Annotated in this window: 20 protein-coding genes; 1 reads left to right on the top strand and 19 read right to left on the bottom strand. The window is 70.4% G+C overall.

Going from position 1 to position 23,094, the window contains the following annotated elements:
- Positions 1–13 precede the first annotated feature (13 nt).
- The 19 genes from ACF1GV_RS12075 to ACF1GV_RS11985 all read right to left on the bottom strand — a co-directional run bounded on the left by ACF1GV_RS12075 (position 14) and on the right by ACF1GV_RS11985 (position 21,885).
- The gene (locus ACF1GV_RS12075; protein ID WP_391678552.1) at positions 14–1,549 is read right to left on the bottom strand and encodes an FAD-dependent monooxygenase; all 1,536 of its coding nucleotides are present in this window, start codon (positions 1,547–1,549) and stop codon (positions 14–16) included.
- A gap of 287 nt (positions 1,550–1,836) precedes the next feature.
- Complete coding sequence (locus tag ACF1GV_RS12070; RefSeq protein WP_391678555.1) at positions 1,837–2,478, bottom strand: vanadium-dependent haloperoxidase; 642 nt, start codon at positions 2,476–2,478, stop codon at positions 1,837–1,839.
- A gap of 45 nt (positions 2,479–2,523) precedes the next feature.
- The gene (locus ACF1GV_RS12065; protein WP_391678556.1) at positions 2,524–2,679 is read right to left on the bottom strand and encodes a hypothetical protein; all 156 of its coding nucleotides are present in this window, start codon (positions 2,677–2,679) and stop codon (positions 2,524–2,526) included.
- Positions 2,676–2,879, bottom strand: coding sequence for a transposase (locus ACF1GV_RS12060; RefSeq protein WP_391678558.1), 204 nt, complete (start codon positions 2,877–2,879; stop codon positions 2,676–2,678). Before ACF1GV_RS12060 ends, ACF1GV_RS12065 begins: the two co-directional genes overlap by 4 nt.
- 38 nt (positions 2,880–2,917) lie before the next feature.
- A complete protein-coding gene (locus ACF1GV_RS12055; protein WP_391678559.1) occupies positions 2,918–3,175 on the bottom strand; it encodes a hypothetical protein in 258 nt (85 codons plus the stop codon).
- Between the two features lie 724 nt (positions 3,176–3,899).
- The gene (locus ACF1GV_RS12050; RefSeq protein ID WP_391678561.1) at positions 3,900–6,131 is read right to left on the bottom strand and encodes an ATP-binding protein; all 2,232 of its coding nucleotides are present in this window, start codon (positions 6,129–6,131) and stop codon (positions 3,900–3,902) included.
- Positions 6,132–6,522: 391 nt separating this feature from the next.
- Entirely contained in the window at positions 6,523–7,326 is an 804-nt protein-coding gene (locus ACF1GV_RS12045; RefSeq protein WP_391678562.1) for an intradiol ring-cleavage dioxygenase, read from the bottom strand.
- A 496-nt stretch (positions 7,327–7,822) separates the two neighbouring features.
- Entirely contained in the window at positions 7,823–9,085 is a 1,263-nt protein-coding gene (locus tag ACF1GV_RS12040; RefSeq protein WP_391678564.1) for a PucR family transcriptional regulator, read from the bottom strand.
- Positions 9,082–10,497, bottom strand: coding sequence for a phytoene desaturase family protein (locus ACF1GV_RS12035; protein ID WP_391678566.1), 1,416 nt, complete (start codon positions 10,495–10,497; stop codon positions 9,082–9,084). The genes ACF1GV_RS12040 and ACF1GV_RS12035 overlap by 4 nt, the downstream gene beginning before the upstream one ends.
- Complete coding sequence (locus tag ACF1GV_RS12030) at positions 10,490–12,241, bottom strand: DUF3556 domain-containing protein (protein ID WP_391678569.1); 1,752 nt, start codon at positions 12,239–12,241, stop codon at positions 10,490–10,492. The genes ACF1GV_RS12035 and ACF1GV_RS12030 overlap by 8 nt, the downstream gene beginning before the upstream one ends.
- 20 nt (positions 12,242–12,261) lie before the next feature.
- Positions 12,262–13,719 carry a class I adenylate-forming enzyme family protein gene (locus tag ACF1GV_RS12025; RefSeq protein WP_391678572.1) on the bottom strand — a complete coding sequence of 486 codons (1,458 nt, stop codon included), beginning with the start codon at positions 13,717–13,719 and terminating at the stop codon, positions 12,262–12,264.
- Positions 13,720–13,969: 250 nt separating this feature from the next.
- Positions 13,970–15,193 carry an acyl-CoA dehydrogenase family protein gene (locus tag ACF1GV_RS12020; RefSeq protein WP_391678574.1) on the bottom strand — a complete coding sequence of 408 codons (1,224 nt, stop codon included), beginning with the start codon at positions 15,191–15,193 and terminating at the stop codon, positions 13,970–13,972.
- Positions 15,190–16,182 (bottom strand): 3-hydroxyacyl-CoA dehydrogenase NAD-binding domain-containing protein, encoded by a 993-nt coding sequence (locus ACF1GV_RS12015; RefSeq protein ID WP_391678575.1) that lies wholly within the window; start codon positions 16,180–16,182, stop codon positions 15,190–15,192. The genes ACF1GV_RS12020 and ACF1GV_RS12015 overlap by 4 nt, the downstream gene beginning before the upstream one ends.
- Positions 16,179–16,934, bottom strand: a complete 756-nt coding sequence (locus ACF1GV_RS12010; protein WP_391678577.1) for an acetoacetate decarboxylase — start codon at positions 16,932–16,934, stop codon at positions 16,179–16,181. Before ACF1GV_RS12010 ends, ACF1GV_RS12015 begins: the two co-directional genes overlap by 4 nt.
- Before the next feature lie 20 nt (positions 16,935–16,954).
- Complete coding sequence (locus tag ACF1GV_RS12005) at positions 16,955–17,725, bottom strand: crotonase/enoyl-CoA hydratase family protein (protein WP_391678579.1); 771 nt, start codon at positions 17,723–17,725, stop codon at positions 16,955–16,957.
- 26 nt (positions 17,726–17,751) lie between these two features.
- A complete protein-coding gene (locus ACF1GV_RS12000; RefSeq protein WP_391678580.1) occupies positions 17,752–18,921 on the bottom strand; it encodes a CaiB/BaiF CoA transferase family protein in 1,170 nt (389 codons plus the stop codon).
- 155 nt (positions 18,922–19,076) lie between these two features.
- Positions 19,077–19,982: a LysR family transcriptional regulator gene (locus tag ACF1GV_RS11995; RefSeq protein ID WP_391679590.1), complete on the bottom strand. Its 906-nt coding sequence runs from the start codon at positions 19,980–19,982 to the stop codon at positions 19,077–19,079.
- A gap of 214 nt (positions 19,983–20,196) precedes the next feature.
- Positions 20,197–20,355, bottom strand: coding sequence for a hypothetical protein (locus tag ACF1GV_RS11990; protein ID WP_391678582.1), 159 nt, complete (start codon positions 20,353–20,355; stop codon positions 20,197–20,199).
- A gap of 516 nt (positions 20,356–20,871) precedes the next feature.
- Positions 20,872–21,885: a LacI family DNA-binding transcriptional regulator gene (locus tag ACF1GV_RS11985; RefSeq protein WP_391678584.1), complete on the bottom strand. Its 1,014-nt coding sequence runs from the start codon at positions 21,883–21,885 to the stop codon at positions 20,872–20,874.
- A 214-nt stretch (positions 21,886–22,099) separates the two neighbouring features.
- Here ACF1GV_RS11985 and ACF1GV_RS11980 point away from each other — a divergent pair, with 214 nt between their 5' ends.
- Positions 22,100–23,065, top strand: a complete 966-nt coding sequence (locus ACF1GV_RS11980; RefSeq protein WP_391678585.1) for a glycoside hydrolase family 6 protein — start codon at positions 22,100–22,102, stop codon at positions 23,063–23,065.
- The last annotated feature ends 29 nt before the right edge of the window (positions 23,066–23,094 follow it).

Here is a 23,094-nt window from a genome sequence, read left to right as displayed (position 1 = left end):
CCGTGGGGCCTGATCAGGCGGTGGCGGCGGACACCGCGCCGCCAAGCAGCGAACCGAGGTAGCCGAGCACCGCCGCGCCGTCCCCCGCCGGCGCGGTGAGCCCGATGTAGCCGTCCGGGCGGACCAGGACCAGCGTGTCGGCGCCAAGGCCGTAGGCCGTCGGCCGTTCGCCGAGCAGGCAGGTCCGAAGGTCCTCCGGGCCGGCTGCCGCGACCTCGCGCAGGGCCGCCTCGCAGCCGGCGCCGAAGCCGAGCAGCGTGAAGTGCGGGCCGCGGAACACGTCGAACAGCCGGACGAGCTGGCCGGTCATGTCCAGGCACACCGAGTCCGGGGCCCGGTCGCCGGCCTGGACGCCGTCGGTGTCGGAGAGCATGGCGCGGCTGAGCGAACTGGCCCGGTACTCAATGCCGAGCTGCAGCGTCTCCTGGGTCAGGCCGGCCTCGGCGCCGCCCGTGCCGCCGGTCATCTCCTCGAACACGGCTCTGGTGCTGGCGACGCTGGTGTCCAGCGTCCAGCGCGCCACGGGCAGCCGCTCTTCCTGGTAGGTGTCGAGCAGCTCCGGCGCCGCCCCGGCGAGGACCAGCGCGAGCTTCCAGCCGAGGTTGTAGGCGTCCTGGACGCCGGTGTTGGCGCCCAGCGCCCCGAGCACGGGGTGGACGTGCGCGGCGTCCCCGGCCAGGAACACCTGGTCCACCCGCAGCCGGTCGGCCATCCGCACGTTGATCCGCGAGGTCGACAGCCAGGTCGCGTCATGGACCCGGATCGGCATGCCCGTGGCCCGGTCGACGGCCCGCTGGAGGGCCTCCACCGACGGCTCCATGGGCCGGCCGTCCGCGTCGGCAGGGGGCGTGGCCTGGACCTGCCAGGAACGGGTGCCGCTGAGCGGGCACAGCATGACCACACCGAGGTCGAGGTCTAGCCACTGGTACCAGGCGTCGGGCGCCAGCCCGTCGATCTCGACGTCCCCGACGATCAGCTGCTTCTCCTCCTCGGTGAACCCCTCGAAGGAGATGCCGAGTTTCTTGCGGACCATGCTGCGGCCCCCGTCGCACCCGACCAGATAGGCGGCCGACACCTGCTCGGTGCCCTGCGCGGTCGCCAGGGTGGCGGTCACCCGGTCCGGGCCCGGCTGGTCGAACTCCACCAGCTCGGTGCCCAGTTCCACCGAGACGCCGTACTCGGCGAGCCGTTCCCGGAGGATCTCCTCGACCCGCGACTGCGGCATGAAGTGCAGCCGGCGGAACGGCTCCCCCTGGGTGGGCGCGTTGTCCAGGTAGGGGATGGTCTCGTTGATGAGCCGGTCCCGGCGGTAGCGCCGGAACGGCAGCCGCTGCGTACCGGACGCCAGGACCTTGTCGATGACCCCGAGGTCGTAGAACACCTCCAGGGTGCGCGGCTGGATGCCGGCCTTGCCACGCGAGGCGGTGGTGAAGCTCTGCTCCTTGTCGATGATCCGCACGGGCACGCCCCGGCGGGCCAGTTCGAGCCCGAGGGTCAGTCCGGTCGGCCCGGCCCCGCTGATCAGCACACTGACGCTGACGCTGTCCATACAACCCCGTAACTTCGTCGTCGATTGGGCGATCGCCCTGGTCAGGGCTGCACGCTAAGGACGCCGCGGGGCGCGGGCTAACCCCTAGCGATCCCCTACGGACAGGTGATCTCGCTGGTGAACGGCCCCGGCGGCCAGTAGGGGTCGGGCTGCCTGCGCCACGGCGCCCAGGCGCCGTCGGAGACCTGCGCAGTGAGGGTTCCCCCTGGGGCGGCGGACCGGGGGCGTCCTGCCCTCCGGTCCCGGGGTGCGCTCGGCTCAGCCGTGCCGTGGCGAGGCGAGGGCCGTCACAGTCGGCGCAGTTCGTGGCCGACGACGTACGAGCCGATGTTCCGGCCCAGCCGGAGGCCGTCGACCGCGTCCCAGCGGTAGGGCACGCAGAGGTAGAGGCGGCTCAGCGCGTCCTCCTCGGCGGCGTCGCTGAACCGGTTGAGGGGCGGTTGCGCACGGGCGACCTGGGGTCGTCGGTGGTGGCGGTGAGCGAGATCTGGTCGGTGTTGAAGACGTCGGTCATCACCGTCTGCCACGCCCCGGCGAAGGCCGCGTGGCCGGACGCCCAGGGCGGGGAAGCACGGTGCGGGGCCGAGCGGCTGCCAAGTAGTGTCGCCGAGGCCCACCTGTATGGCCCAGACAGGGCGCCACAGGTCGACCGGCGTCTGGTACTTGACGTCCCACTCAGCGATCGCGCCGTCCGCCATGGCGAGCGACACGAGGGCGAAGGCCCGCGCGGTGTCGTAGACGTTGAGGTTCCACTGATTGGCGAGGATGCGGGTGAGGTCGAGCATCTGCCCCGGCGGCTTGTAGGTACCGTCGGCGTCGTTGGCCCAGAACCAGGCCGCGGCGGTCTGGTCGGTGGTGCGCGCGGTCGAGTTCGCCGCCCCGAGCAAGCGTACTTCGGCCACCTGGTCCTGGTACGCCGGGCTCGCCATCAGTGCCTCGTACGTGCCGAGGATCTCGGGCGTCGCGGGCCGGAACTACGCCCCGGAGGACAGCACGAAGGGACGCACCTTGCTCCAGTTCGGGTCGACGGCGCCGTTCTCGGCGGTGCAGCCGGGGCCGCCGGTGGGACGCCAGGCGCCGGACTTGTTCTCCACGGTGTAGGACTCGCAGTTGTCCCAGCCGTCGGTCAACTTCGATATCCGAAACACGGCGGCAGAGCCCGCCAGGCACAACCGCTGACCAGCAAGTAGTTGATCGCCGCGAATAGCGTCTCATCAGGAGTGTCCTGCGTTCCGCCGCCCTGTGGCCGCATCTTCGACGGTGGGATCAACGGCTTCGCGATCTCCCACAGCCCGTCCGAAACAATCCAACTCCAGGTACCCCGCCCCATAGACAGCCCAACGAGCGATCACCACATAGGACACCGTCTTAGCGTATTCCGAGACGGTCCACTGCCCGACTTCGCGGCGGGCCTCGGCAACGGATGGCGCCGTATTTCTTCTTCTCCGCGTAGATCTGCGTAAGGCGCTCGATCGCGTAATCCTGCGTTCCGTAGCCAGCTTCCTCGCGCTGCTTGCAGACTGCGTCCCTGAGCCGGATCGGGTACGGGTGCGAGGAGCGAATCTGCTTGGCACAGTCGCATTCCTTGACGAAGGAGCCCATGCCGCAGGCGAGCTGTCGGGCCACGCATCGAACCTTCCGAGCGCAACTCAGTGATCACGCACCGCATCTGTGCGGGCGGACAGGTCAGCAAGCGGAGACGCGGCTGGGAACGCATGCTGACTTCTTGCTGACTAGCGGGCCTCCATCATGCCGCTGACCTGCACAAACACCCAAACGCTAGATCTTGGACTTGAACATGGTACGAAGCATTCAGAACTCCCTGAATTGAGCTCCCTGCCTGCTTTCCGCAGGTCAAGGGCTTTCTTCCAGCCTACAGTGGCTCGCTCTCCAGCTGAGGCCCACCGGTCGTTGACGGATTCACGCCGGCCGCTTGCTGACATCGCTGACGCTGCGCCGGTAACGGGCCTTCCACCTGACTCGGACACGACATCCCGACCAGGGTATGGACACGTGCGGCAGAACCGCATCGAGATCTGTGTCACGGCAGGCAGGCCCGACATGACCGGACCGCGCTCCGCTCAGCCGCGACAACTCGGTGAGGGCGCGTCCGGCCGGTCACTGGATGCGGATCTCGGCCGGCTGCAGGCAGTACCCGGTGAACTCGCCGGGGGCGGGGGCGCGGGCACCGAGCTCGGTGGCCTGCAGCCGGGTCGGCCTGCCCCGTTTCACCGTGCCGACAGTTGAAAGACAGTCCCGTGGTTCAGATGCAGGCAGGGGGACTGCTCGAAGGTGGAAGAACGCTTGTGGTCCGGCCTTCCGTCGGCCGAGCTTTTCCTGTTCCAGGTGCTCACCGCCCGGCTGTGCACCCACCCTCGGTCCGTGCGGCTGCCCACAGTGCGATCTGCGTGCGAGAGCGCAGGCCCAGCTTGTCGCGGATCTTGTCCAGGTGCGTGGCGACCGTGTGGCCCGAGAGTCCGAGCCTGTCCGCGATCTGCCGGTTGGTCAGCCCTTCGGCGACGAGTTCGGCCACCGTGGACTCCCTTGCGGTGAGCCGGAGCCGCTCGTCGGTGGCGCGGACATCGCGCCTCGATCGGTCCTCACCGCTCCCTGCGCCGAGCGCGTACGCGACCAGCCGCTCTCCGCGCAGCCCACGGGCACCGGCGACGGCAGCCTCCCGCGCCGCAGCTGACAGCCGTGTCCGGGCACGCGCCGCCGCCTGTTCCATCCTGTGCCGCCAGGGAGCCTCGGGCTCGGTGTCCAGGTGGCGCCGCGCCTGCACGCTCGCCTCGTACAGCCTCAGCGCACGCTGCATGTCGCCGCTCTCCGCAGCCACGAGGGCCAGGCCCTCCACGGGGTACAGGGCATGGAAGCTGGCCCCAGGAGCGATCCGCAGCACCTCGGAGAACAAGGTCTCCGCGCTGCGCAGACGCCCCAAGGCCAGCCGTACGGCTCCCGCGGTGTGCAGCGCGGCCGCGATCCGAGGCCACGGCGCTTGCTGCCTCAGCATGGGCAGACACCTTGTCATCAGTTCGTCGGCCTCCAACTCGTCGCCGGACTGAAGCAGCGCCCAGGCCAGGTGATGGGTGCACCAAGCAATGTCCTGCGGCCTGCCGGAGGAAGCGACGGCCTCCAGGCACTCCCTCAGATCCGCGACGGCCTCGGCGAACTCACCGCGGCACAGGCGCGCCGCCGCCCGTGCGTCCAGGGCGTTGGCCAGTCCGGCGGCGTCACCGCGCATCCGTTCGCTCTGCACCGCCTGCTCCCCCAGGCACAGCGCCTCGTCCAGATGGGCCAGCTGGCAGGCCACGCGTGCGGCGAGCGCCGGCACCTGCCCACCCAGCGCCCGGCCTCCGGCTCCCTGCAGTGGTCCGCTGAGCAGCGCGCGGGCGGCCGACGGCTGCTCCTGCTGGTAGTGCACACGTGCCAGCTCCAGTGTCAGCCGCGCCTGCACGGCATCGCCGTGGCCGGCGCTGCAGGCCAGTACCGACACGAGATTGTCCCGTTCCGCCGCGAGCGGGCTGCCGGCCTGGTCGGCGAACACCTCCCTGCGGCCTCGCCCGGCCAGCTCGGTCAGCCACGCGAGCGCCCGGCGCAGGGTGGCGTAAAGCTCGCCGGATGCACGCAGACGGTCCAGGGCGCAGGCACGGATGGCACTCAACTGCCTGAAGCGTGTGGGCGCCGTCTCTCCCGGCAGACGTACGACGAGCGACTTCGCTTCCAGGGCGCACAGGATGCGGAATACCTGCCGCCGGCCAATGCCGTCACCGGCGCAGACTGATTGCGCAGCGGTCGCGTCGAACCCGCCGACCAGGACCGAGAGGCGCCGGAAGACCGCCTGCTCGGCCGGATCCAGCAGCCGATGGCTCCAGTCGACAGCTGCGGCGAACCCGCTGTGGCGTGCGGGTCCGGTTCTGCTTCCCCCGGTCAGAAGGTCCAACTGGCAGAACTGGTCGTCCAGCCCTGCCAGGATGTCGCTCAGCGCGAGCGCACGGACGTGGCGGGCCGCGAGTTCGACTGCGAGCGCCAGACCGTCCAGGCGCCGGCAGATCTCGGCCACCAGATGGCCGTTGCCGCGATGGAGCGCGAACCCTGGGGAGTTGCTCGCGGCCCGGTCGACGAAGAGCCGTACGGCATCGGACTGCATGAGGGCCGTCGCATCGTCTCCGGCGTCGGCCGGCGGCAGGGACAGCTCGCCGAGCCGGAACACGGTCTCTCCGGGCACCCTCAGGGCCTCCCGGCTGGTGGCCAGGATCCGCAGACGGGGGCAGCGGCTCAGCAGGCTCGCCGCCAGCCGGGCGCACGGCTCGGCCAGATGCTCGCAGTTGTCCAGAATCAGCACCCGGGAGGCGTCACCGATCGCCCGGACCAGCACGTCGACGCCGGTCCGGCCCGCTCGTTCGCCCACCCCCAGCACGGCGGCCACGGACTGCGTCGCCAGCGCGCCGTCCTGGAGTGAGGCGAGTTCCACGAGGTCGACCCGTGCGAAGCGCCTCGGTAATCCCTTGGCGAACTCCAGCGCCAGCCGGGTCTTGCCCACACCGCCCGCACCGGTCAGCGTGAGGAGGCGCGAGCTCCTCAAGAGGGTACGCAGGGCCGACAGCTCGCTCTGCCGGCCGACGAAGGAGTCGAGCGCCGACGGCAGGACGTTTCCACCGGCCGTCGAGACCGCAGGCGTGACGCCCGAAGCCGCCCGTCGCCGCAGCGCCCGCTGCCGACAGGCGCTGGAGCAGTATCGAGCCGGCCGACCCCCGTGCGGCCTCACGGTCAACGTCGCACCGCACACTTCACACGTTCGACTCCGGCTCATGCCCGACTCCTGGCCGCACCGCCCAGGAACGAAACCATCGCCTTCAGCCATGTGTCTCTACGAAGTCTGAGCCGGTCGGCTCCGGCAGGAGCAGTGCGGCCGGAGTCGCGCGTGCGATGGCCGACACGGTGGCAGGGCCGGCCATCGCAGGCGTCCAAGTGCGTCAGGGTGTGGCGGCGGGGTCGATGCCGAGCACGACGGTTCCGGTCACTCCCTTGCCGAGGTCGCTGCCTGCCTGGGTGAGGGTCAGCAGGGTCGAGGACCCGCCGTTGCGGTAGATGCCGTCCCGCGCGTTGAGCGTGCGGGTGACCGTGTTGTTCCGGTACGGGGACAGGACAGCGATCCTGGTGTTGTACGCCTCCGGGAAGTAGAGCTGGCCCGTATGGGACACGTGGCCACCGTGGTACGTCCCGTTGGACACGGTGCCTCCCGCATGCGTCTTGACGTGGATGTGGAGGGCCCGGCCGGCGTACCAGCCGGGGTAGATGGTGGTGAACTCCGCGACACCGGCGGAGTCGGTGAGCTGCACGCCGCGCAGGAAGGTGGTGTCCGGGGTGGAACCGCCGGCGGCATAGCCGGAGTAGACCCCGAGGGCGTCGCAGTGCCAGATGTCGACCGCCGTCCGGGGCAGCGGGGCGCAGGTCACTGCGTCGACCACCGTCACGCGGAGGGTCAGCGGAACACCCGCCTTCCCCTCTGTGATGTCCTTGCGGACCGTCTCCAGGTCCAGGTAGTATGGCCCCTCGGTCTGCTCGGGCGTGAGGACGCAGGCTGCAGCCGGCCGGGCCGCGGCCTGGTGCTCGGTGTCGGCGGTCGCCTGCGTGGCGGCGAGACCCAGCGCGGCCACGCCGAGGGTGGCGCCGCCCAAGGCCGCTATGACGGACCTGCGGGTGGCACCTGCGGGAACGTCCGACGGCTGGAGGTCGCGCTGCGGTTCCGCGGTGGTGTGGCGGGGAATGTCAGTCATGGCGTGAGCATGGCGTCTGTGACGGCTCACGGGATCGCACGGACGACCCACGAGGCAACCGCGTAACGAAACCCTCCATGCGTGCCACGTGCGCGCCATGCACGGTCGCACCCTCCATGGGTGCCACGTGGGCGCCGTGCACGGTCGCCGCGCCGATGACGATCCGGATCAGCAGGACGAGGGCCTGACGTCGTGTTGAGCCATGCGCGGACGGCCACGCTCCAACAGGCGTAGCGGGTACGGTCGTTCACTGCTCTCGGCGCGACCACCTCATCGACGGGAACGTGCCGACTCGGGTGCGGCGCCATTCAGACAGCGAGACCGCCTGGTTCAGGATGTCGGCATCGGCCTGGGCCGCTGACGTATGACGTGATGCCAGCCCCGATGAACGCTGCTCACCGCCCGGATGGCCCAGGCCGGGAGTGAGGGGAGACATGGCCGTCGGCCAGGTGCCCCGGGGGGGGATCGCCGTGGTCGCGGCGCGTGCCCGTCGTCTTCACTCGCGGCGCAGGACCTTCGACCCGTGCCAGCGGCAGATCATGAGAGCGAAGTGGAGGTCGAAGGCGTTGGCGTCGAGGTCGAGTTGATAGTGGTCGACGGCGCGCTGGACGCGGTAGTGGACAGTGTTCCGGTGCACCATCAGCTGGTCCGCGGTGGCGGCGTAGCTGCGATTGGTGGCGAGGAAGACGCGCAGCGTCTCACGAAGGAGCTCGCGGCGGCGGTCGTCCACGGCGAGCTCACCGAGGGTGTCGAAGACGAAGTCGGCCAGTTCGCGGGGCTCCTCGACCAGGAGAGCGACGGGCGCGACGCGGGTGAAGGCCACCACTTCGGGGGTGCCGGCCCCCGCGGAGAGGGCGAGGGCCTTGGCGCGGGCAGCGGCTCGGGTGCTGCGGCGGAAGCCGTCGAGGCCCGGGCGGACGATGCCGAGGGCGACCCGCACCGGTAGCGCGGCGTCGGCCAGCTCGGTGGCGATGGTGTCGGGGTCCACCGGGCAGTCGGACCTGACGGCCAGCCAGATCCGGGCGTCGGCCTCGTCGGTGTGGACCAGCAGGGGACGGCCATGGGCACGCAGGACGGTGGACAGCAGCGAAGCCAGCCGGTCGAAGACGGCGGTGGGGTCGGCGGTCGCCGTGGGTCCGTGGAGCCAGCCCTCGACGGCCATATGGTTGCCGGACAACCGGTAATCGAGGGCGGCCTCGGCCTGCCGCAGATCGACGCGGGGGTTGTCGAGGAGCTGGCTGACCCAGTACTGGCGCAGCATGCCACGGGTGCCCACCCAGCGTTCACGCTCCTCCTCGTAGACACGGCCGATCTGATCGCAGACCCGGTCCACATAGGCGGCGCTGAGGCTGACCAGGGTGATGACGGTGCCGGCCGGATCCGGCAGCCCCAGCCGGACCGCCTCGCCGAGGACGAGGTCCAGGCTCTGCGCATGGCCGAGCCGGTAGGCGCGCAGCAGGGCGGAGAGCGGAACGTCGCGCTGGGCGAGCCTGCGGGCGTAGGAGACGGCCGAGGCCGGCGCGTCCACGGTCTGCGGGTCGATGCGGTTGATGATGACGTGCAGGGCGGTGACGATGTTCTCGGTGATGCTGGCTTCCAGGAGCCTGTGCAGCGGTTCGTCGTGTTCCAGTTGGGCGATCTCCGCCTCGGTGGTGGCGACCAGCCTGGCGATGACGTCGTCCCGGTTGGCCTGTATCACCTGGGCGACGAGAACGACCGGGTCCGGTGTCCCCTCCGGCCGCTGCACGGGACCGTTCACCGGTCCAGGTACCGCAGTGCGGAGCGGGCGGCGTTCGCCCCGCACATGCCGTGCACCCCCGCACCGGGTGGGGTGGCCGCCGAGCACAGATACACGCCGGGGATGCCGGTGCTGTAGGGGTCGAGGGACATCCGGGGGCGCAGCGCGAGCTGCACCTCGGTGTTGGCCCCGCCGATGATGTCGCCTCCCACGTAGTTGGGGTTGTACTGGGACAGCTCCACGGCCGAACGAACAGCGATGCCCACGATGCGTTCCCGGAAGCCGGGAGCGAACCGCTCGATCTGGCCCAGCACGGCCTCGGTGGCGTCCCCGGTGTAACCGTGCGGTACGTGCGCGTACGCGTAGACGGGGTGGACGTCCCCGGCCGAGCGGCCCGGGTCGGCGAGGTACTGCTGGGAGAGCAGCACGAAAGGTCGCTCCGGCATGCGGCCCCGGCTGGTCTCCGACTCGCTGTGGACGACCTCTTCAAGGGTGCCGCCGAGGTGCACGGTGCCGGCCTCGCGGCAGGACTCGTTGGTCCACGGCACCCCGCCCGCGACGGCCAGGTCCACCTTGAACGCCGCCGGGCCGTGGCGCCAGCGCAGATAGGCGCGTCGGACGCGCGCCGGCAGTGCCGGACCGCAGATGCCGACGGCAGCGCGCGGGGCGACGTCGAGCATCACGATCCGGGCGGGCGGGAGTTCGGTCAGCGCTCGCACGGTCACGCCGGTCTCGACCGTGCCGCCGAGCTCGCGTAGCAGCGCGGCCAGCCCGTCACTGATCACACGGGAGCCACCGCGGGCGACGGGCCAGCCGTAACGGTGCCCGGCGGCGACGAACATCAGCCCGAGCGACGCCGTCAGGGGGCGTGTCAGGGGATGGAATGCGTGCGCCGCCGCCCCCGCGAACAGTGCCCGGGCCTCCTCGCCGCGCCAGCGCCGAGCCACCGCCGTGGCCGGCTGCAGCGCCCGCACCCCGAACCGGCCGAGGCGGAGAGGATGTGCCGGCAGGTGCACCACCGGCCGCAGGACGTCGTCGAGCAGGGCGTCGAAGTCGTCGGTCAGCGGCGCGAACAGCCGCTCCCAGGCCGGGCCGTCGGCACCGAGCCCGCGCACGGTCCGCTCCATGGAGCGGAGCAGCACCCCGGCCCGCCCGCCGTCCAGCGGGTGGGCCAGATCGACCTCGGGCCACGCCCAGTCGACGCCGTACCGCTCCAGGCCGAGGGTGCGCAGGAACGGCGAGCCGACGCCCAGCGGGTGGACCGCGGAGCAGTGGTCGTGCAGGAGTCCGGGGAGGGTCAGTTCGCTGCTCCGGGTGCCGCCGCCGATCTCGTCGGCGGCCTCCAGGACGGTCACCCTCAGCCCCCGTTGGGCGAGGGCGACGGCGGCGGCCAGCCCGTTCGGGCCGGCCCCCACCACGATGGCGTCACTCATGTGCGGCCGCCACCTCGGTCGCCGGTCGCGGGTGCGCGACGGGCTCGACGGGAATCGCGGGTGTCTCGTCGTCGAGCCAGGGCTGCCTGATCACCATCTCCCCCACGTTCACATGTCCCTCCTCGACCAGGCCGCTCGCCGCGTCCACGATGCGGTAGTGCTGGCGCTGCCGGTGGGTCGGCTGGGACTCCAGCACGACGACGCGCAGGTCGCCCGGCGCGAAACCGCACCGCTGCTGTACGGCGGCCACCAGCTGCTCGTTGTGCAGATGGCCGTCTCCGAAGTTCCAGCCGAGGACAGCTCCCGCCACGGTCTCGCCGTCCCGCACATCGTAGGATTCCACGTCGTCCACGGCCCGCGGCAGCAGCCCGGCCAGCGCACGGCCGTGGCTGTGCATCGCCCGCCAGGCAAGCCCCTGGTGGAGTACCAGCTCGGCGGCTTCGGCTCCGTACAGGCGGGTGAGCTGCTCCACGGGCAGACCGGATGCCTTCACGATGTGCTCGCCCAGCCGGTGTTCGGTGCCCTTGCGGAAGCACCACAGGCTGGTGGCCCAGTTGCCGGCGTAGTAGCGCATCGAGGGCAGGAACGACACCAGGTCGGGACGGACGTGCCCGAGCAGAGGGACCACGGCCAGGCTCAGCACCAGCACCGCGGCCAGCAGCGGCGAGTGCAGGGTGAAGGCGCCGACCGCCGCGTCGTGGCCGAAGAGAACGAGCGCCGAGTAGATGAAGAAGACGTTCCACTCCAGCGGTACGCCCATCGGAAAGGTCGACATGATGTGCAGATGGAAGACGACCATCACGGCCAGAGCGACCGTGGTGACGGTCCCGCCGTGGGAGAGGACCAGGACCAGCGGCACGGCGTACTCGACGACCGTGCCGCTGTGCGCGGCCGCGGCGGCGAGAGCGGACGGCCTGAGATCGTCGGGGTAGTGGCGGTACAGCCGGCGTTTGAACCAGGCCGGCCGCAGCGGGCTGTTGCTGATCATCACCGCCACCACGAACGGGAAGTGGCGGTTGAGCTTGGAGGAAGCCGCGCCCCACCACAGGGCGAGCATGACCAGTTTCAGCGCGGCGGTCATGTCGCTCACCGGGAAGAGGAAGACCACGAGCGTCAGACCGTAGTGCTCCGCGCGGGCGGCCAGGAAGACGGTCTTGTCGCGCAGCCCGAGCAGCGCGAGCAGCGCGGCGAGGACGGCGACGCGCCACGGAGCCGACACGTCGGACGCGCCCGGGCCGCCTGACTCGGCCGGTGAGCACAGCAGCCACACCGCCGCCCCGAGCAGCGCCGCGTACAGGGCCACATCGGCCACCGTGCGCCGGGTTCCCGCGGTGAACGGAATCCGGCCGGGCCAGGGGGGCAGCCGTACCGTGCCGGGGCGCAGCCAGTGCAGAAACGCGCCTACCGGCGGCAGGAAGTGTGAGCTGAGTGGGCCGGAGCCGCAGCCGAGGCCCAGCACCTCCCACAGCAGTGTCCAGACGACGAGTTTCTGATAGACGAGCGGCTCCGCCCACCAGGTACCGAAGTCCGCGATGCCTCCCACGCCGGGGGTCGCGGAGACGACCGCGATGCCGCCGAGCGCGTACGCGGTGATCTTGAGCAGGTACAGCAGGTGCACGATGCCGGGGGTGCCGAAGCCGTGCATGGTCCAGTGCTCGGCCAGCGGCCTGATGCGTTGCTGGTAGGGGCGGCTGCGCCACTGCTGCAGGTCGACGTCCGCCGTGTTCGGTGCGAGGAATCCCATGACTGTTCTCCCGCCCCTGTTCAGCCGGCCACGGTGACAGCGGTGGTCCTGGCCCGCAGTGCGGGTTTGTCCGTCTTGCCGACGGGATTCCTGGGCAGCCGGTCGACGAAGACGATGTCGGTGGGCACCTTGAACCTGGCCAGCCGGGCACGGCAGTGGTCGAGCAGGCCGTCCGCGTCGGTTGCCGCGCCAGGACGCAGCGCCACGAACGCCACCGGCACTTCGCCGAGCCGCGGGTCGGCGGCGCCCACCACGGCGGCTTCGAGCACGTCGGGATGGTCGCCGAGGACGGTCTCGACCTCCTTGGGGTAGATGTTCTCGCCGCCTCGGATGATCATGTCCTTGATGCGGTCGACCAGCACGAGATAGCCGTCCTCGTCGAAGCGGCCGACATCGCCCGTGTGCAGCCAGCCGTCGACCACGGCGCGGGCGGTCTCCTCCGGGCGGCCAAGGTAGCCGCGCATCACGTTGGGTCCGCGGACGACGACTTCACCGGTCTCCCCCGCCGGGACGATCCGGCCCTGCGGGTCCATCACGGCGACCTGCTGGCCGGGCATCGGCCGTCCGACCGTGCCGGGCCTGCGCGGGCCGTCCAGTGGGTTGGTGGTGGAGGCGCAGGTGCCCTCGGAGAGGCCGTAGCCCTCCAGGATCGGGATGCCGTAGCGGCGCTCGAACCGCTCGATGAGTGCGGGCGGCATCGGGGCCGCCCCGCAGGCGGCGAACCGCACCGACGAGGTGTCCGGCCGTACGTGGTCCGGAAGTTCGGCGAGCATCGAGTAGATCGCCGGGACCGCGGAGAAGCAGGTCGGGCGCGCGGCTTCGACGAGGTCGAAGAAGGTCTCGGCCCGGAACCGTCCGGCCACGGTGACCCGTCCGCCGGCCAGCAGCGGGGACAGCACACCGGCCAGGATTCCGTTGACGTGGAAGAGCGGCAGGATCAGCAGGCTGTGGTCGGCCTCGGAGAGCCGGGCGGACTCGATCATCATGCCCGCCATGGCGGCGAGGTTGGCGTGGTCGAGCATGACGCCCTTGGGGCGCCCGGTGCTGCCGCTGGTGTAGATCAGCAGGGCGAGCGCGTCAGCATCCGTCTGCGGTGCGGCCGTGTCTTCGGCCGTGGCGCCCAGTTCGGCCACCGTGAGCGTCCTGGCGAGTGTCGACGGCTCCGCGGTGACGACCACCGCGGCGCCCGCGTAGCCGAGCTGGTACCGCACCTCGTCGTCGGTGAGAGCCGGGTTGACCGGGGTCACCGCCGCGCCGAGCCGCCAGGCGGCGAAGAGCACGACGACGAAGTCCACCGTGTTGGGCAGCAGCAGTGCCACCACGTCCCCGCGCCCGATCCCCCGCGCCCGCAGGGCCGCCGCGGCTCGGCGGACCCGGCGGGCGAACGCCGCGTTGTCCAGGACCGACGTCTCGTCGGCTGTGCAGGGACCGTCGGCGTCCCGTCGGGCCCGCAGGTCTGGCAGTTCCGCGATGTGCATGTCGGCTCCTCGTGGTACGTCGACGGACGTCGGGCGGACGGAACGCCCGTCCCGACGCGGGACGGATGTCCGGTACGTGAGGAGAGACGGTACGAATGGGCGGGGCTCGCGGCCCATGGGCGCGGGCGACGACGCTCGCGGCCGGACTTGTGCGCGGCGCACGAAGAGAGGCCGGCACGCCCGCACCGATCCACGCCGGCCCCGAGGCACGCTTCACTCGGGGCCGGTGCGGGGTCGTGGAGAGCCCGGGTCAGACGAAGGCGCTCTCGCCGGTGATCGACTTTCCGACGATGAGGGTGTTCATCTCGCGGGTGCCCTCGAACGAGTAGATCGCCTCGGCGTCGGCGAAGAACCGGGCGATGTCGTAGTCGAGCACGATGCCGTTGCCACCGAAGATCTCCCGGCACCACGCGACCACCTCGCGCATCCGCGAGGTGACGTAGGCCTTGGCCAGCGAGGAGTGCTCGTCGCGGAAAACACCGGCGTCCTGCAGCCGTGCGAGCCGGACCAGCATGCCCCAGCAGGCGGTGATGTTGCCGAGGCTCTTGACCAGCAGGTCCTGCACCATCTGGAACCGTGCGATCGGGCGGCCGAACTGCCTGCGTTCCTTGGCGTGGTGGAGAGCCAGCTCGTACGCGCCGATCATCACGCCGAGGGCCTGCCAGGCGACTCCGCTGCGGGTGGCGCGGAGAATCTCCGCCACATCACGGAAGGAGTCGATCCGCTGCAGCCGGTTGGCCTCGGGCACCTTGACGTCGGTCAGGGTGATCTCGGCGTTCTCCACGATCCTGAACGCGATTTTGTTCTCGATCTTCACCGCGGAGAAGCCCGGGGTGCCCTTCTCCACTACGAAGCCCTTGACTTTGTCGTCCGCCTCGTCGCGGGCCCAGACCACCACCAGGTCGGCGAACGTGGCGTTGCCGATCCACCGTTTGGCACCGTTGAGCACCCAGTTCTCGCCGTCCCGGCGGGCCGTGGTGCGCATGCCCCCGGCCACGTCGGAGCCGCCGAGCGGCTCGGTCATCGCGAAGGCGCCGATGGTCTCCAGCGCGGCCATCGAGGGCAGCCAGCGATCCCGCTGTTCCTGGTCGCCACCCCGGTAGATGCTGTACATCGCCAGGCCGCTGTGCACGCCGAAGAAGGTGGCGCTGGAGGCGTCGGTGCGGGTGTACTCCATGGAGAGCATGCCGACCAGCAGGTTGCTTCCAGCCGGCAGGGGGTCGCCGTACCCTTCGTAGGGGACGCCGGCGAGTCCCAGCTCGCGGAACCTGCCGATGAGCTCCCGGGGGAACTCCCCCTTCGCCCAGTACTCGTTGACCAGCGGCTTGACCTCGGTGCGCATGAACGACCGGGCCCGTAGCAGCAGTTCGCGCTCGTGCGACGGCAGCAGCGACTCGAAGTCGTAGAAGTCCGCGGCCGGCCGCTCGTCGACGGATGCCGTTTCGGATTCCTTCTCGGGCAGCAGTGCGGTCATGACCGGGTCTCCTTCTCCAGGCTGGTGGCGCTGTCCCGGGCGGACAGCACGGCGAGCTGCTTGGCGTCGCGTTCCTGGCTGAGGTCGGCGTAGGAACGGGAGCCATAGGCGTCCTCGACGGCCGCGACGAGCCGTTCGGTCTGTTCGGGGCTCTGCTCCGGGCTGCCGAGGGAGTCCCACATCTTCTGCATCGACACACCGATGTGCTCGGCCATGTGCCGGTAGCCGCCGGGGCCGCCACCGAGGTGTGCGCCGAGGAACGGTCCGACCGTCGCCCAGCGCAGGCCGAGCGAGTTCACCATCACGGTGTCCAGCTCTGCCGGGCTGACGACGCCCTGCTCGACCAGGTAGATCGCCTCCCGGCTGAGGGCGTTCTGCAGGCGGTTGCCGACGAAGCCGAGGATCTCCTTGCGTTCCACGACCGGGACCCGGCCGACGGAGCGGTAGAAGTCCACGGCCCGCGCCACGCTCTCCTGCGAGGTGCGCTCCCCAGGTACCACCTCCACCAGAGGCACCAGGTGCGGCGGGTTGAAGGGGTGGCCGATCAGGATCCGGCCGGCCTCCTCGATGGTGTCGGTGAACGCCGTGGCGGGGATGGCCGAGGAGGAGCTGAGCAGCAGCGCGTGTGCGGGGGCCGCGCCGACCAGGGTGGTGAACAACTCCCGCTTGAAGTCGGCGTTCTCCGGTCCGTTCTCCTGAACGATGTCGGCGTCGCGCACCGCGTCGGCGAGATCGTCGGCGATGTGCACCCGCTCGGCGAGGCCGTGCGGGTCCAGGCCCTGCGCGGCCAGCTGCCCGGCCGCCCGGTCGAGCGCCTCGGCGACAGCCTCGGCCAGATCCGGCCGCGGGTCGGTGACGCGTACCTGCAGGCCGTGACCGGCGAAGAGCGCGGCCCAGGACAGGCCGATCGTGCCGGCGCCGACCACCGCGGCGGTGGTGAATGGCTTGGTCATCACATGTCCTCCTTCTGCGTGCGTGGCCGTGTTCACCGCACGGGACGGGCGGGATGGGCCAGGTAGTCGTGCACGGGCTTGACCGGCGCCAGGGTCAGGTCGGTCAGGATGTGGCTGGCCGAGACGATCTCGCGCACCGGCAGATCGGCCAGGGGCGCCAGCACGTGCTCGAAGAGCTGCAGCCGGGCCGGACCGGTCCAGGCGCCCTTCACCGTGATGTCGGTGATCTCCGTGCGCACCAACTGCGCCACCTGCGGCGCCCCGTCGAACCCGGGGACCAGCTTCAGCATGTAGGTCGGCACCCCGACCTGGGCCACGGCCTCCTCGACCGACAGCTCGCAGTGCTTATAGCCCATCGTGGCGGTCGCCACCCGCAGCGTGCCCACGTCGAGCGCACCGACCAGCGCTCCGTGGTCGGCGTAGAGGGCGGGCGATCCGGCGGTCTTGGGGTAGGCGCCGGCCTCGCGGCCGGACGTGATGGCCGGGAGGTTGTCCAGGTACATCGCGTGCAGATACTCGCCGCGCTCGCCTTCGTAGCGGACCGGAATCGCCTGGCCGGACTCGGTGTACGGTCCGTATCCGCTGACGTCGCCCATGCGCATCACCTCGAAGCGCACCAGCGGCTCGTCGATCTCCAGCGGTTCGGGCACGACGGCGCGCAGTGCCTCGTGGTCGGTGCGGTAGACGATGTTGAGGTACTCGCGGTCGGTGAAGCGCGGCACGACCGGCGGATAGGCCGGGTTGGTGAGCGGCGTCGCGATGTGCCGGGGTATGTCGTACTGATGCATCGTGTGTTCCCCCTCGGGGCCTACCGGCCCTGCCAGACCGGGGAGCGGCGCTCGGTGAAGGCGGTCATGCCCTCGCGTACGTCCGCGGAGGCGGCGAGCCGGGCCATCTGCCGCGCCTGCACGGCAAACGCCTCCTCCTCCGGCGCGCCGTCGGCCGCGCGGACGAGTTCCTTGACGGCGGCCAGTGCCAGCGGGGCGTTCTGCGCTGTCCGCTCGGCCAACTGCAGGGCGGCCGCGACGGTTTCACCGGCCGGCACGACACGATTGGCGATGCCCAGTCGGCCGGCCCGTTCGCCGGTGACCGGTTCGCCGGTCAGCAGCAGTTCCATGGCCAGGTGGTACGGGATGCGCTTGGGCAGCCGGATCACTCCGCCGCCTGCCGCGATCAGCCCACGGCTGACCTCGGGGAGGCCGAACCGGGCATCGTCCGCGGCGACGATCAGATCACAGGCCAGGGCGAGTTCGAAGCCGCCTCCCATGGCCCAGCCCTCGACGGCGGCGATCAGCGGCTTGGTCGTGCGGGCCTGGGTCAGGCCGCCGAAGCCGCGCCCCGGGATCTCTGGCGATTCACCGGCCAGAGCGGCCTTGAGGTCCATTCCGGCGCTGAACGTGCCGCCGGCGCCGGTGAGCACGCCGGCCCGCAGGCCGGGGTCCGCCTCCAACTGGTCGAGAGCCGTGGACAGTCCGGCGGCGACAGCCGCGTTGACCGCGTTGCGCGCCCGGGGCCGGTCTATGGTGATGAGCAGTGAGGAACCGATGGTCTCGGTCCGCACCTCGGTGGTGCTGTGCATGGTGTGTGTCCTTGCTTGACGGCCGGTCAGCGGCCGGCTGCGAGTTCCTTGAGGACCTCTTCGGTGTGCTGGCCGGGCAGCGGGGCGAGACGGCGGACCGAACCCGGAGTGGCGGAGAACCGCACCGGGATGCCGACCGAGCGGATGGCGCCCTCGCTGGGGTGGTCCACCACGTCGAGCAGCCGGCCGCCGCGCACGTAGGGGTCGTCGGCGGCCCGGTCGAGTTCGAGCACGGGGGCCATCGGGATGCTGTGCTCGGCGCAGACCCGCTCCCACTCCGCAGTGGTCAGGCTCGGCGAGCACTCCTCCACCAGCTCCATCAGGGCGTCGACGTCGTCATCGGCGATGGACTCGCCGTTGACACGCCGGTCCGCGGCGAGATCGGCACGGTCGGCGGCGAGGAAGAAGTCCCGGAAGTTCTGCGGGTTGTACGGCATGACGCAGGCGAGGCCGTCCTTGGTGGGCACCGCGCGGTGGCCCCTCTTCATCGACAGTGGGAACCCGGTCGGACCCTCCGACGGTTCGAAGACATGGCCCGCCAGGTGCTCGACGAGGTTGAACGCGATGAGCGTGTCGGTCATCGGGATCTCGACGTACTGGCCGGCGCCGGTGCGGTCACGGTGGACCAGCGCGGCGAGCACCGAGTAGACGATAGTCAGCGCGCATACCTTGTCGCCGATGATCGTCGGCAGGTACGCCGGTGTGCCCAGCGCCCGGTTGGTCACGTCCACCAGGCCGGAGGCGGCCTGTACGGTCTCGTCGTAGGCCGCGTTGCCGGCCCGGTCGGAGTCGCTGCGGAACCCCTGGGCGTGGGCGTAGATCAGGCGGGGGTTGCGGGCGGCGACGTCGGCGTGGCCGAGGCCGAGGCGGGCGAGCGCGCCCGGGCGCATGTTGGTGACCAGCACATCGGCGCTGTCGATCAGTTCGAGTGCCCGCGCGCGGTCGGCGTCGTCCTTGAGATTCAGCGTCACGCTGCGCTTGTTGCGGTTGACGTTGAGGTTGAGCGGCGTCATGCCGGGCGTGGTCCGGTACGGACCCACCCGAACCGTGTCGGACGGGGACTCGATCTTGATGACGTCGGCACCGAGGTCGCCCAGGATCTGCGCCGCGTAGGGCCCCATCACCACCGTGGACAGATCGATCACCCGCACGCCGTCCAGCGGACCTGTGGTGTCGGCGGCCGTGATGTCCATCATTACTCCCGTTCACACAGTAATTTCATGCCGAATGTTTCCACCGACGACGTTATGCATGAACGAACCGGAAGGGAATGATCAACTGGCGAACAAGGGCATGACCGCTGCGGTCACACCGATTCCACAGTCCACCAAAAATGGTCTACGGAAATCGGTCAGACGGTGATGACTTCATGGAAGATCCGGCGGGCCAGGACAGCGACCTCACTCAGGTCCCCGCCGGTGTTCACCCTATCGGCATGGAACAACAGGCCGGTGACCAAAGTGGGTTGGAAGCCCTCGACCGGCAGCACGGCCACGTTTTCCAAGCGGTACAGGTGCATGGGGCTCTCCGGCGAGAGCATGGTCATCGAAAACGCGATGCCGGAGGAGATCAGTTCCGAACTTCCGGAATAGTCCGCCATTTTTATGCGGATCCTCTTTTTTACACCGACCGAATTGAGGCGGGCATCGATTTCCTCGAAATAGGCCGGTGTGGCGTCGTTCGGTGTGGCCACATACGACAGGTCGGCCAGCTCCTCCAGCGTTACGGACGCCCGCCCCGCGAACCGGTCGGCCGGCACCGCTGCACCCAGCACCTCGCGCATCACCTCGATGATCTCCAAAGCCGGGTCGGAGACCGGCAGCCGGGCCAGCGCCATTGCCAGCCTGCCGTCGCGCACCGCGTCCGCCAGGTCCGCCGACGTGCCGGGCCAGCGCTTGAGTTCGCACACCTCACGGCACTCGCCCTCGAGCAGCCGGACTCGCTCCCGCAGCAGCGGGTGCACTCCGGCCGGCATCCCTATGAACAGTCTGTCCAGCCGCGGACGCACCGCCTCGCTCAGCCGCCACGGGATCGAGTTGACGCGCTCCAGGACGTCGCGCGCCATCGGCAGCAGTGCGGCACCTGCCGGGGTCAGATCGACGCGGTGGGTGGTGCGCTCGAAGAGGTCATGGCCGAGTTCGCGTTCGAGGTCCTTGATGCGCTGGCTGAGCGGAGAAGCCGCCATGTGCAGTCTGCGCGCCGCCTGCGAGAAGTTGAGTTCCTCGGCCACGGCGACGAAGTAGCGCAGGTGCAGCATGTCCACACCAGTCACCCTACCCACGGCAGATCTCACCGAGCGCAGGAGCGCCGATGCAGCGGTCGCCGCCGCTCAGGTGCCGACTGCCGAGATCCGGGCCATCCACGGGCCGCAAAGCCGCCGGCCGCTTCCGCCCGCCTCATCCGTGCAGCTCGGATGCCGTGGCGCGCGGGTGCTACCGGCAGACGAGGAACTGCTGTCCGCCGAGGTCGCATCAAGCCGCTTCCCCCGGACCGGCGTCGAGCATGCGGGCGGCCTTGGTGCTGCCCGGGAAGCAGGGCCGATAGTGCAATACGACCCATTCGGCCATGTCGTAGATCGGGATGCCCTTCCAGAGCGCGTGGGAGGCGAAGTAGTGCCGGAAGCTGTACATGCCGACCCCGTCCTTGGCAGGGAGATCCGCAAGAGTCTCCGCACACGGCGGCGGTCCATCGGTTCCGCGCAGTAGCCGCTCGGACCGCTCAGGAGATAGCCCTCGTGCGTGGTGCCGTGCTTCTCCTCGTAGCGCTCCATCGCTTCCCGCACCGAGACGGGCAGAGGGACCTCGCGGAACTCCCCTGCCGTGCGGTGCTTCCAGTTCGCCGGCTTGAGCGTGTCGGAGTGGATCTGCTCCTGCACTCGGTGGACGTCGTCCGCAGTCCCTGTCGCGGGTGTAGGTCAGCAAGCCGGACACCGTCCGGCCTGATGCTGACCATTTGCTGACCCGGACGCGGTGATCGGGACCCTGACCTGCACTCTTGAAGAGGGCACTCGCCTGGGCTTCCGCGTGAACCAGGTTGTTGTGACGTCACCGACCAGGTGCCTGTTCGGAGAGCCTTTTCAGGATGCACGGGAACTGAACGGACCTGCGCCGGCCTTCGCGCAGACAGCCGGGTCCGGGTCGCGGCCGTCAGGCGCTGGCGCGGCTGACCAGGCGGGTGGGGAGGATCAGCGGGGTGGGGTCCTGCCCGTTGACGAGTGCGACGAGCATGCGTGCCATCTCCCGCCCCAAATCCTCTATGGGCTGGTGGACGGTGGTGAGCGGCGGATCGGCGATCCGCGCGACGGCCAGGTCGTCGAAGCCGACCACGGCGACGTCGGCGGGGATCCGTCGGCCGGCCTCCCGCAAGGTGCGCATCGCTCCCGCCGCCATGTTGTCGTTGGCAGCGAACACCCCGTCCACTCCGGGGTGTTCCGCCAGCAGGCCGGCCATGGCGGCGGCTCCGCCGGCCTCGGTGAAGTCCCCTTCCCGCGGTGGAAACGGATCGAGACCGGCGCCCAGCATGGCGTCCCGGTAGCCGCGGTACCGGGCGCGCCCGGCCCCGGTGTCCAGCCGACCGCAGATCGCGGCCACGCGCCTACGGCCGAGCGAGAGCAGGTACTCGGTCGCCTCGCGCGCCCCACCGACGTTGTCGACGTCCACGTACCACCGGGGTGCCGAACCCACCGGGCGTCCACCGAACACGACGGGTACCTGCGCGTCGTCGATCATCCGGGCCAGCGGATCGTCCTCGCGCAGCGCCATCAGCATGGCGCCGTCCACGCCCTTGGACCGAAGGAGTTCCGCGACCCGCTTGCGAGCCCGCTCGGTGGCTGCCAGACAGAGCATCAGATGCAGGTCGGCCTCCTCCAGGGCGGCCGACGCTCCCACGATCACCCGGGCGAAGAAGGGATCGGCGAAGATCGACGGGTCCTCTCCGGAGACGACCAGGGCGGCCGCTCCCGTCTGACGGGTAGCCAGGGCTCGGGCCGTCGGATTGGGTACGTAACCGAGGTGCCGGACCGCCCGTTCGACCGCCTCACGCTTGGCGCGGCTGACATGCGGAGCGTTGTTGAGGGCGCGGGAGGCCACCGAGCGGGAGACACCGGCGCGTTCGGCGACCTCGTCGAGCGTCGGCTGCCGACGCGGCGCATCTTCTGTCATGAATCATGAGCTTCCCACAGGTAGGGAGCCCCCTCGGTGACAAGTAGGACTGGGAGCGCTTCCAGTTTTGTGCACTGCTACCTCTTGATCCCCGCCGAAAGTCAACTGCCGCGCCGAGTATTGACAGTTGAAGCGGCTCGCCACACGATTGGGACCGCTTCCAGTGGGAGCGCTCCCAGCATCCCGTACCCCTGCCGGAAACCGAGGTACCGTCATGCGCCCGAGACTCCGCGCACTGGTGGCAGCGCTCTGCGCTCTGCCGCTGGCGCTCGCCGTCGCCCCGTCCGCCCACGCGGCCGACCCGACCACCATGACCAGCGGCTTCTACGTGGACCCCGACTCCAGCGCGAAGAGGTGGGTGGCCGCCAACGCCGCCGACGGCCGGGCCGCCGCGATCAACGCCTCCATCGCCAACACCCCGATGGCCCGCTGGTTCGGCTCCTGGAGCGGCACCATCGGCACCGCCACGGGTGCGTACGTGGGGGCGGCGGACACCCGGGACAAGCTGCCCGTCCTCGTCGCCTACAACATCTACCACCGCGACTACTGCGGCGGGCACTCCGCGGGCGGAGCGTCCTCGCCGTCCGCCTACGCCAGTTGGATCGCCCAGTTCGCCGGCGGGATCGCGGGCCGCCCGGCCGTCGTCGTCCTCGAGCCGGACTCCCTCGCGGACTACGGCTGCATGACGCAGGCGCAGATCGACGAACGCGAGGGCATGATCACCGGCGCCGTCACCGAGTTCAACCGCCAGGCCCCCAACACCTGGGTCTACCTGGACGCCGGCAACCCGCACTGGGTCGACGCGGCGACCATGGCCCGGCGCCTCCACGAAGCCGGCCTCCGTCAGGCCCACGGCTTCTCGCTCAACGTCTCCAACTACTTCAGCACCGCCGAGAACACCGCATACGGCAACGCCGTCAACAGCGAACTCAGCGCCCGCTACGGCTACACCAAGCCGTTCGTCGTCGACACCAGCCGCAACGGGAACGGCTCCGACGGACAGTGGTGCAACCCCGCGGGCCGCCGCATCGGCACCCCCACCCGGACGGGCTCGGGCGCCGAGATGCTGCTGTGGATCAAGACTCCGGGCGAGTCGGACGGCAACTGCGGGGTCGGAGCCGGCTCCACGGCCGGACAGTTCCTCCCCGAGGTCGCCTACAAGATGATCTACGGCTACTGATCCGGGCCTTCCGCCGCCTGCCCGGGCGA

The sequence above is a fragment of the Streptomyces sp. NPDC014006 genome (assembly GCF_043088925.1).
Classification (GTDB): Bacteria; Actinomycetota; Actinomycetes; order Streptomycetales; family Streptomycetaceae; genus Streptomyces.
Note: the sequence above shows the minus strand (reverse complement) of the source record. Positions and strands in the feature narration are given on the sequence as shown.

What these genes read in the sequence shown, in the direction of transcription:
- ACF1GV_RS12075 (WP_391678552.1), bottom strand. Translation starts at nt 1,549, where the DNA reads ATGGACAGCGTCAGCGTCAGTGTGCTGATCAGCGGGGCCGGGCCGACC.
- ACF1GV_RS12070 (WP_391678555.1), bottom strand. Translation starts at nt 2,478, where the DNA reads ATGGCGAGCCCGGCGTACCAGGACCAGGTGGCCGAAGTACGCTTGCTC.
- ACF1GV_RS12060 (WP_391678558.1), bottom strand. Translation starts at nt 2,879, where the DNA reads ATGGGGCGGGGTACCTGGAGTTGGATTGTTTCGGACGGGCTGTGGGAG.
- ACF1GV_RS12045 (WP_391678562.1), bottom strand. Translation starts at nt 7,326, where the DNA reads ATGACTGACATTCCCCGCCACACCACCGCGGAACCGCAGCGCGACCTC.
- ACF1GV_RS12035 (WP_391678566.1), bottom strand. Translation starts at nt 10,497, where the DNA reads ATGAGTGACGCCATCGTGGTGGGGGCCGGCCCGAACGGGCTGGCCGCC.
- ACF1GV_RS12030 (WP_391678569.1), bottom strand. Translation starts at nt 12,241, where the DNA reads ATGGGATTCCTCGCACCGAACACGGCGGACGTCGACCTGCAGCAGTGG.
- ACF1GV_RS12025 (WP_391678572.1), bottom strand. Translation starts at nt 13,719, where the DNA reads ATGCACATCGCGGAACTGCCAGACCTGCGGGCCCGACGGGACGCCGAC.
- ACF1GV_RS12020 (WP_391678574.1), bottom strand. Translation starts at nt 15,193, where the DNA reads ATGACCGCACTGCTGCCCGAGAAGGAATCCGAAACGGCATCCGTCGAC.
- ACF1GV_RS12010 (WP_391678577.1), bottom strand. Translation starts at nt 16,934, where the DNA reads ATGCATCAGTACGACATACCCCGGCACATCGCGACGCCGCTCACCAAC.
- ACF1GV_RS12005 (WP_391678579.1), bottom strand. Translation starts at nt 17,725, where the DNA reads ATGCACAGCACCACCGAGGTGCGGACCGAGACCATCGGTTCCTCACTG.
- ACF1GV_RS12000 (WP_391678580.1), bottom strand. Translation starts at nt 18,921, where the DNA reads ATGATGGACATCACGGCCGCCGACACCACAGGTCCGCTGGACGGCGTG.
- ACF1GV_RS11995 (WP_391679590.1), bottom strand. Translation starts at nt 19,982, where the DNA reads ATGCTGCACCTGCGCTACTTCGTCGCCGTGGCCGAGGAACTCAACTTC.
- ACF1GV_RS11990 (WP_391678582.1), bottom strand. Translation starts at nt 20,355, where the DNA reads ATGTACAGCTTCCGGCACTACTTCGCCTCCCACGCGCTCTGGAAGGGC.
- ACF1GV_RS11985 (WP_391678584.1), bottom strand. Translation starts at nt 21,885, where the DNA reads ATGACAGAAGATGCGCCGCGTCGGCAGCCGACGCTCGACGAGGTCGCC.
- ACF1GV_RS11980 (WP_391678585.1), top strand. Translation starts at nt 22,100, where the DNA reads ATGCGCCCGAGACTCCGCGCACTGGTGGCAGCGCTCTGCGCTCTGCCG.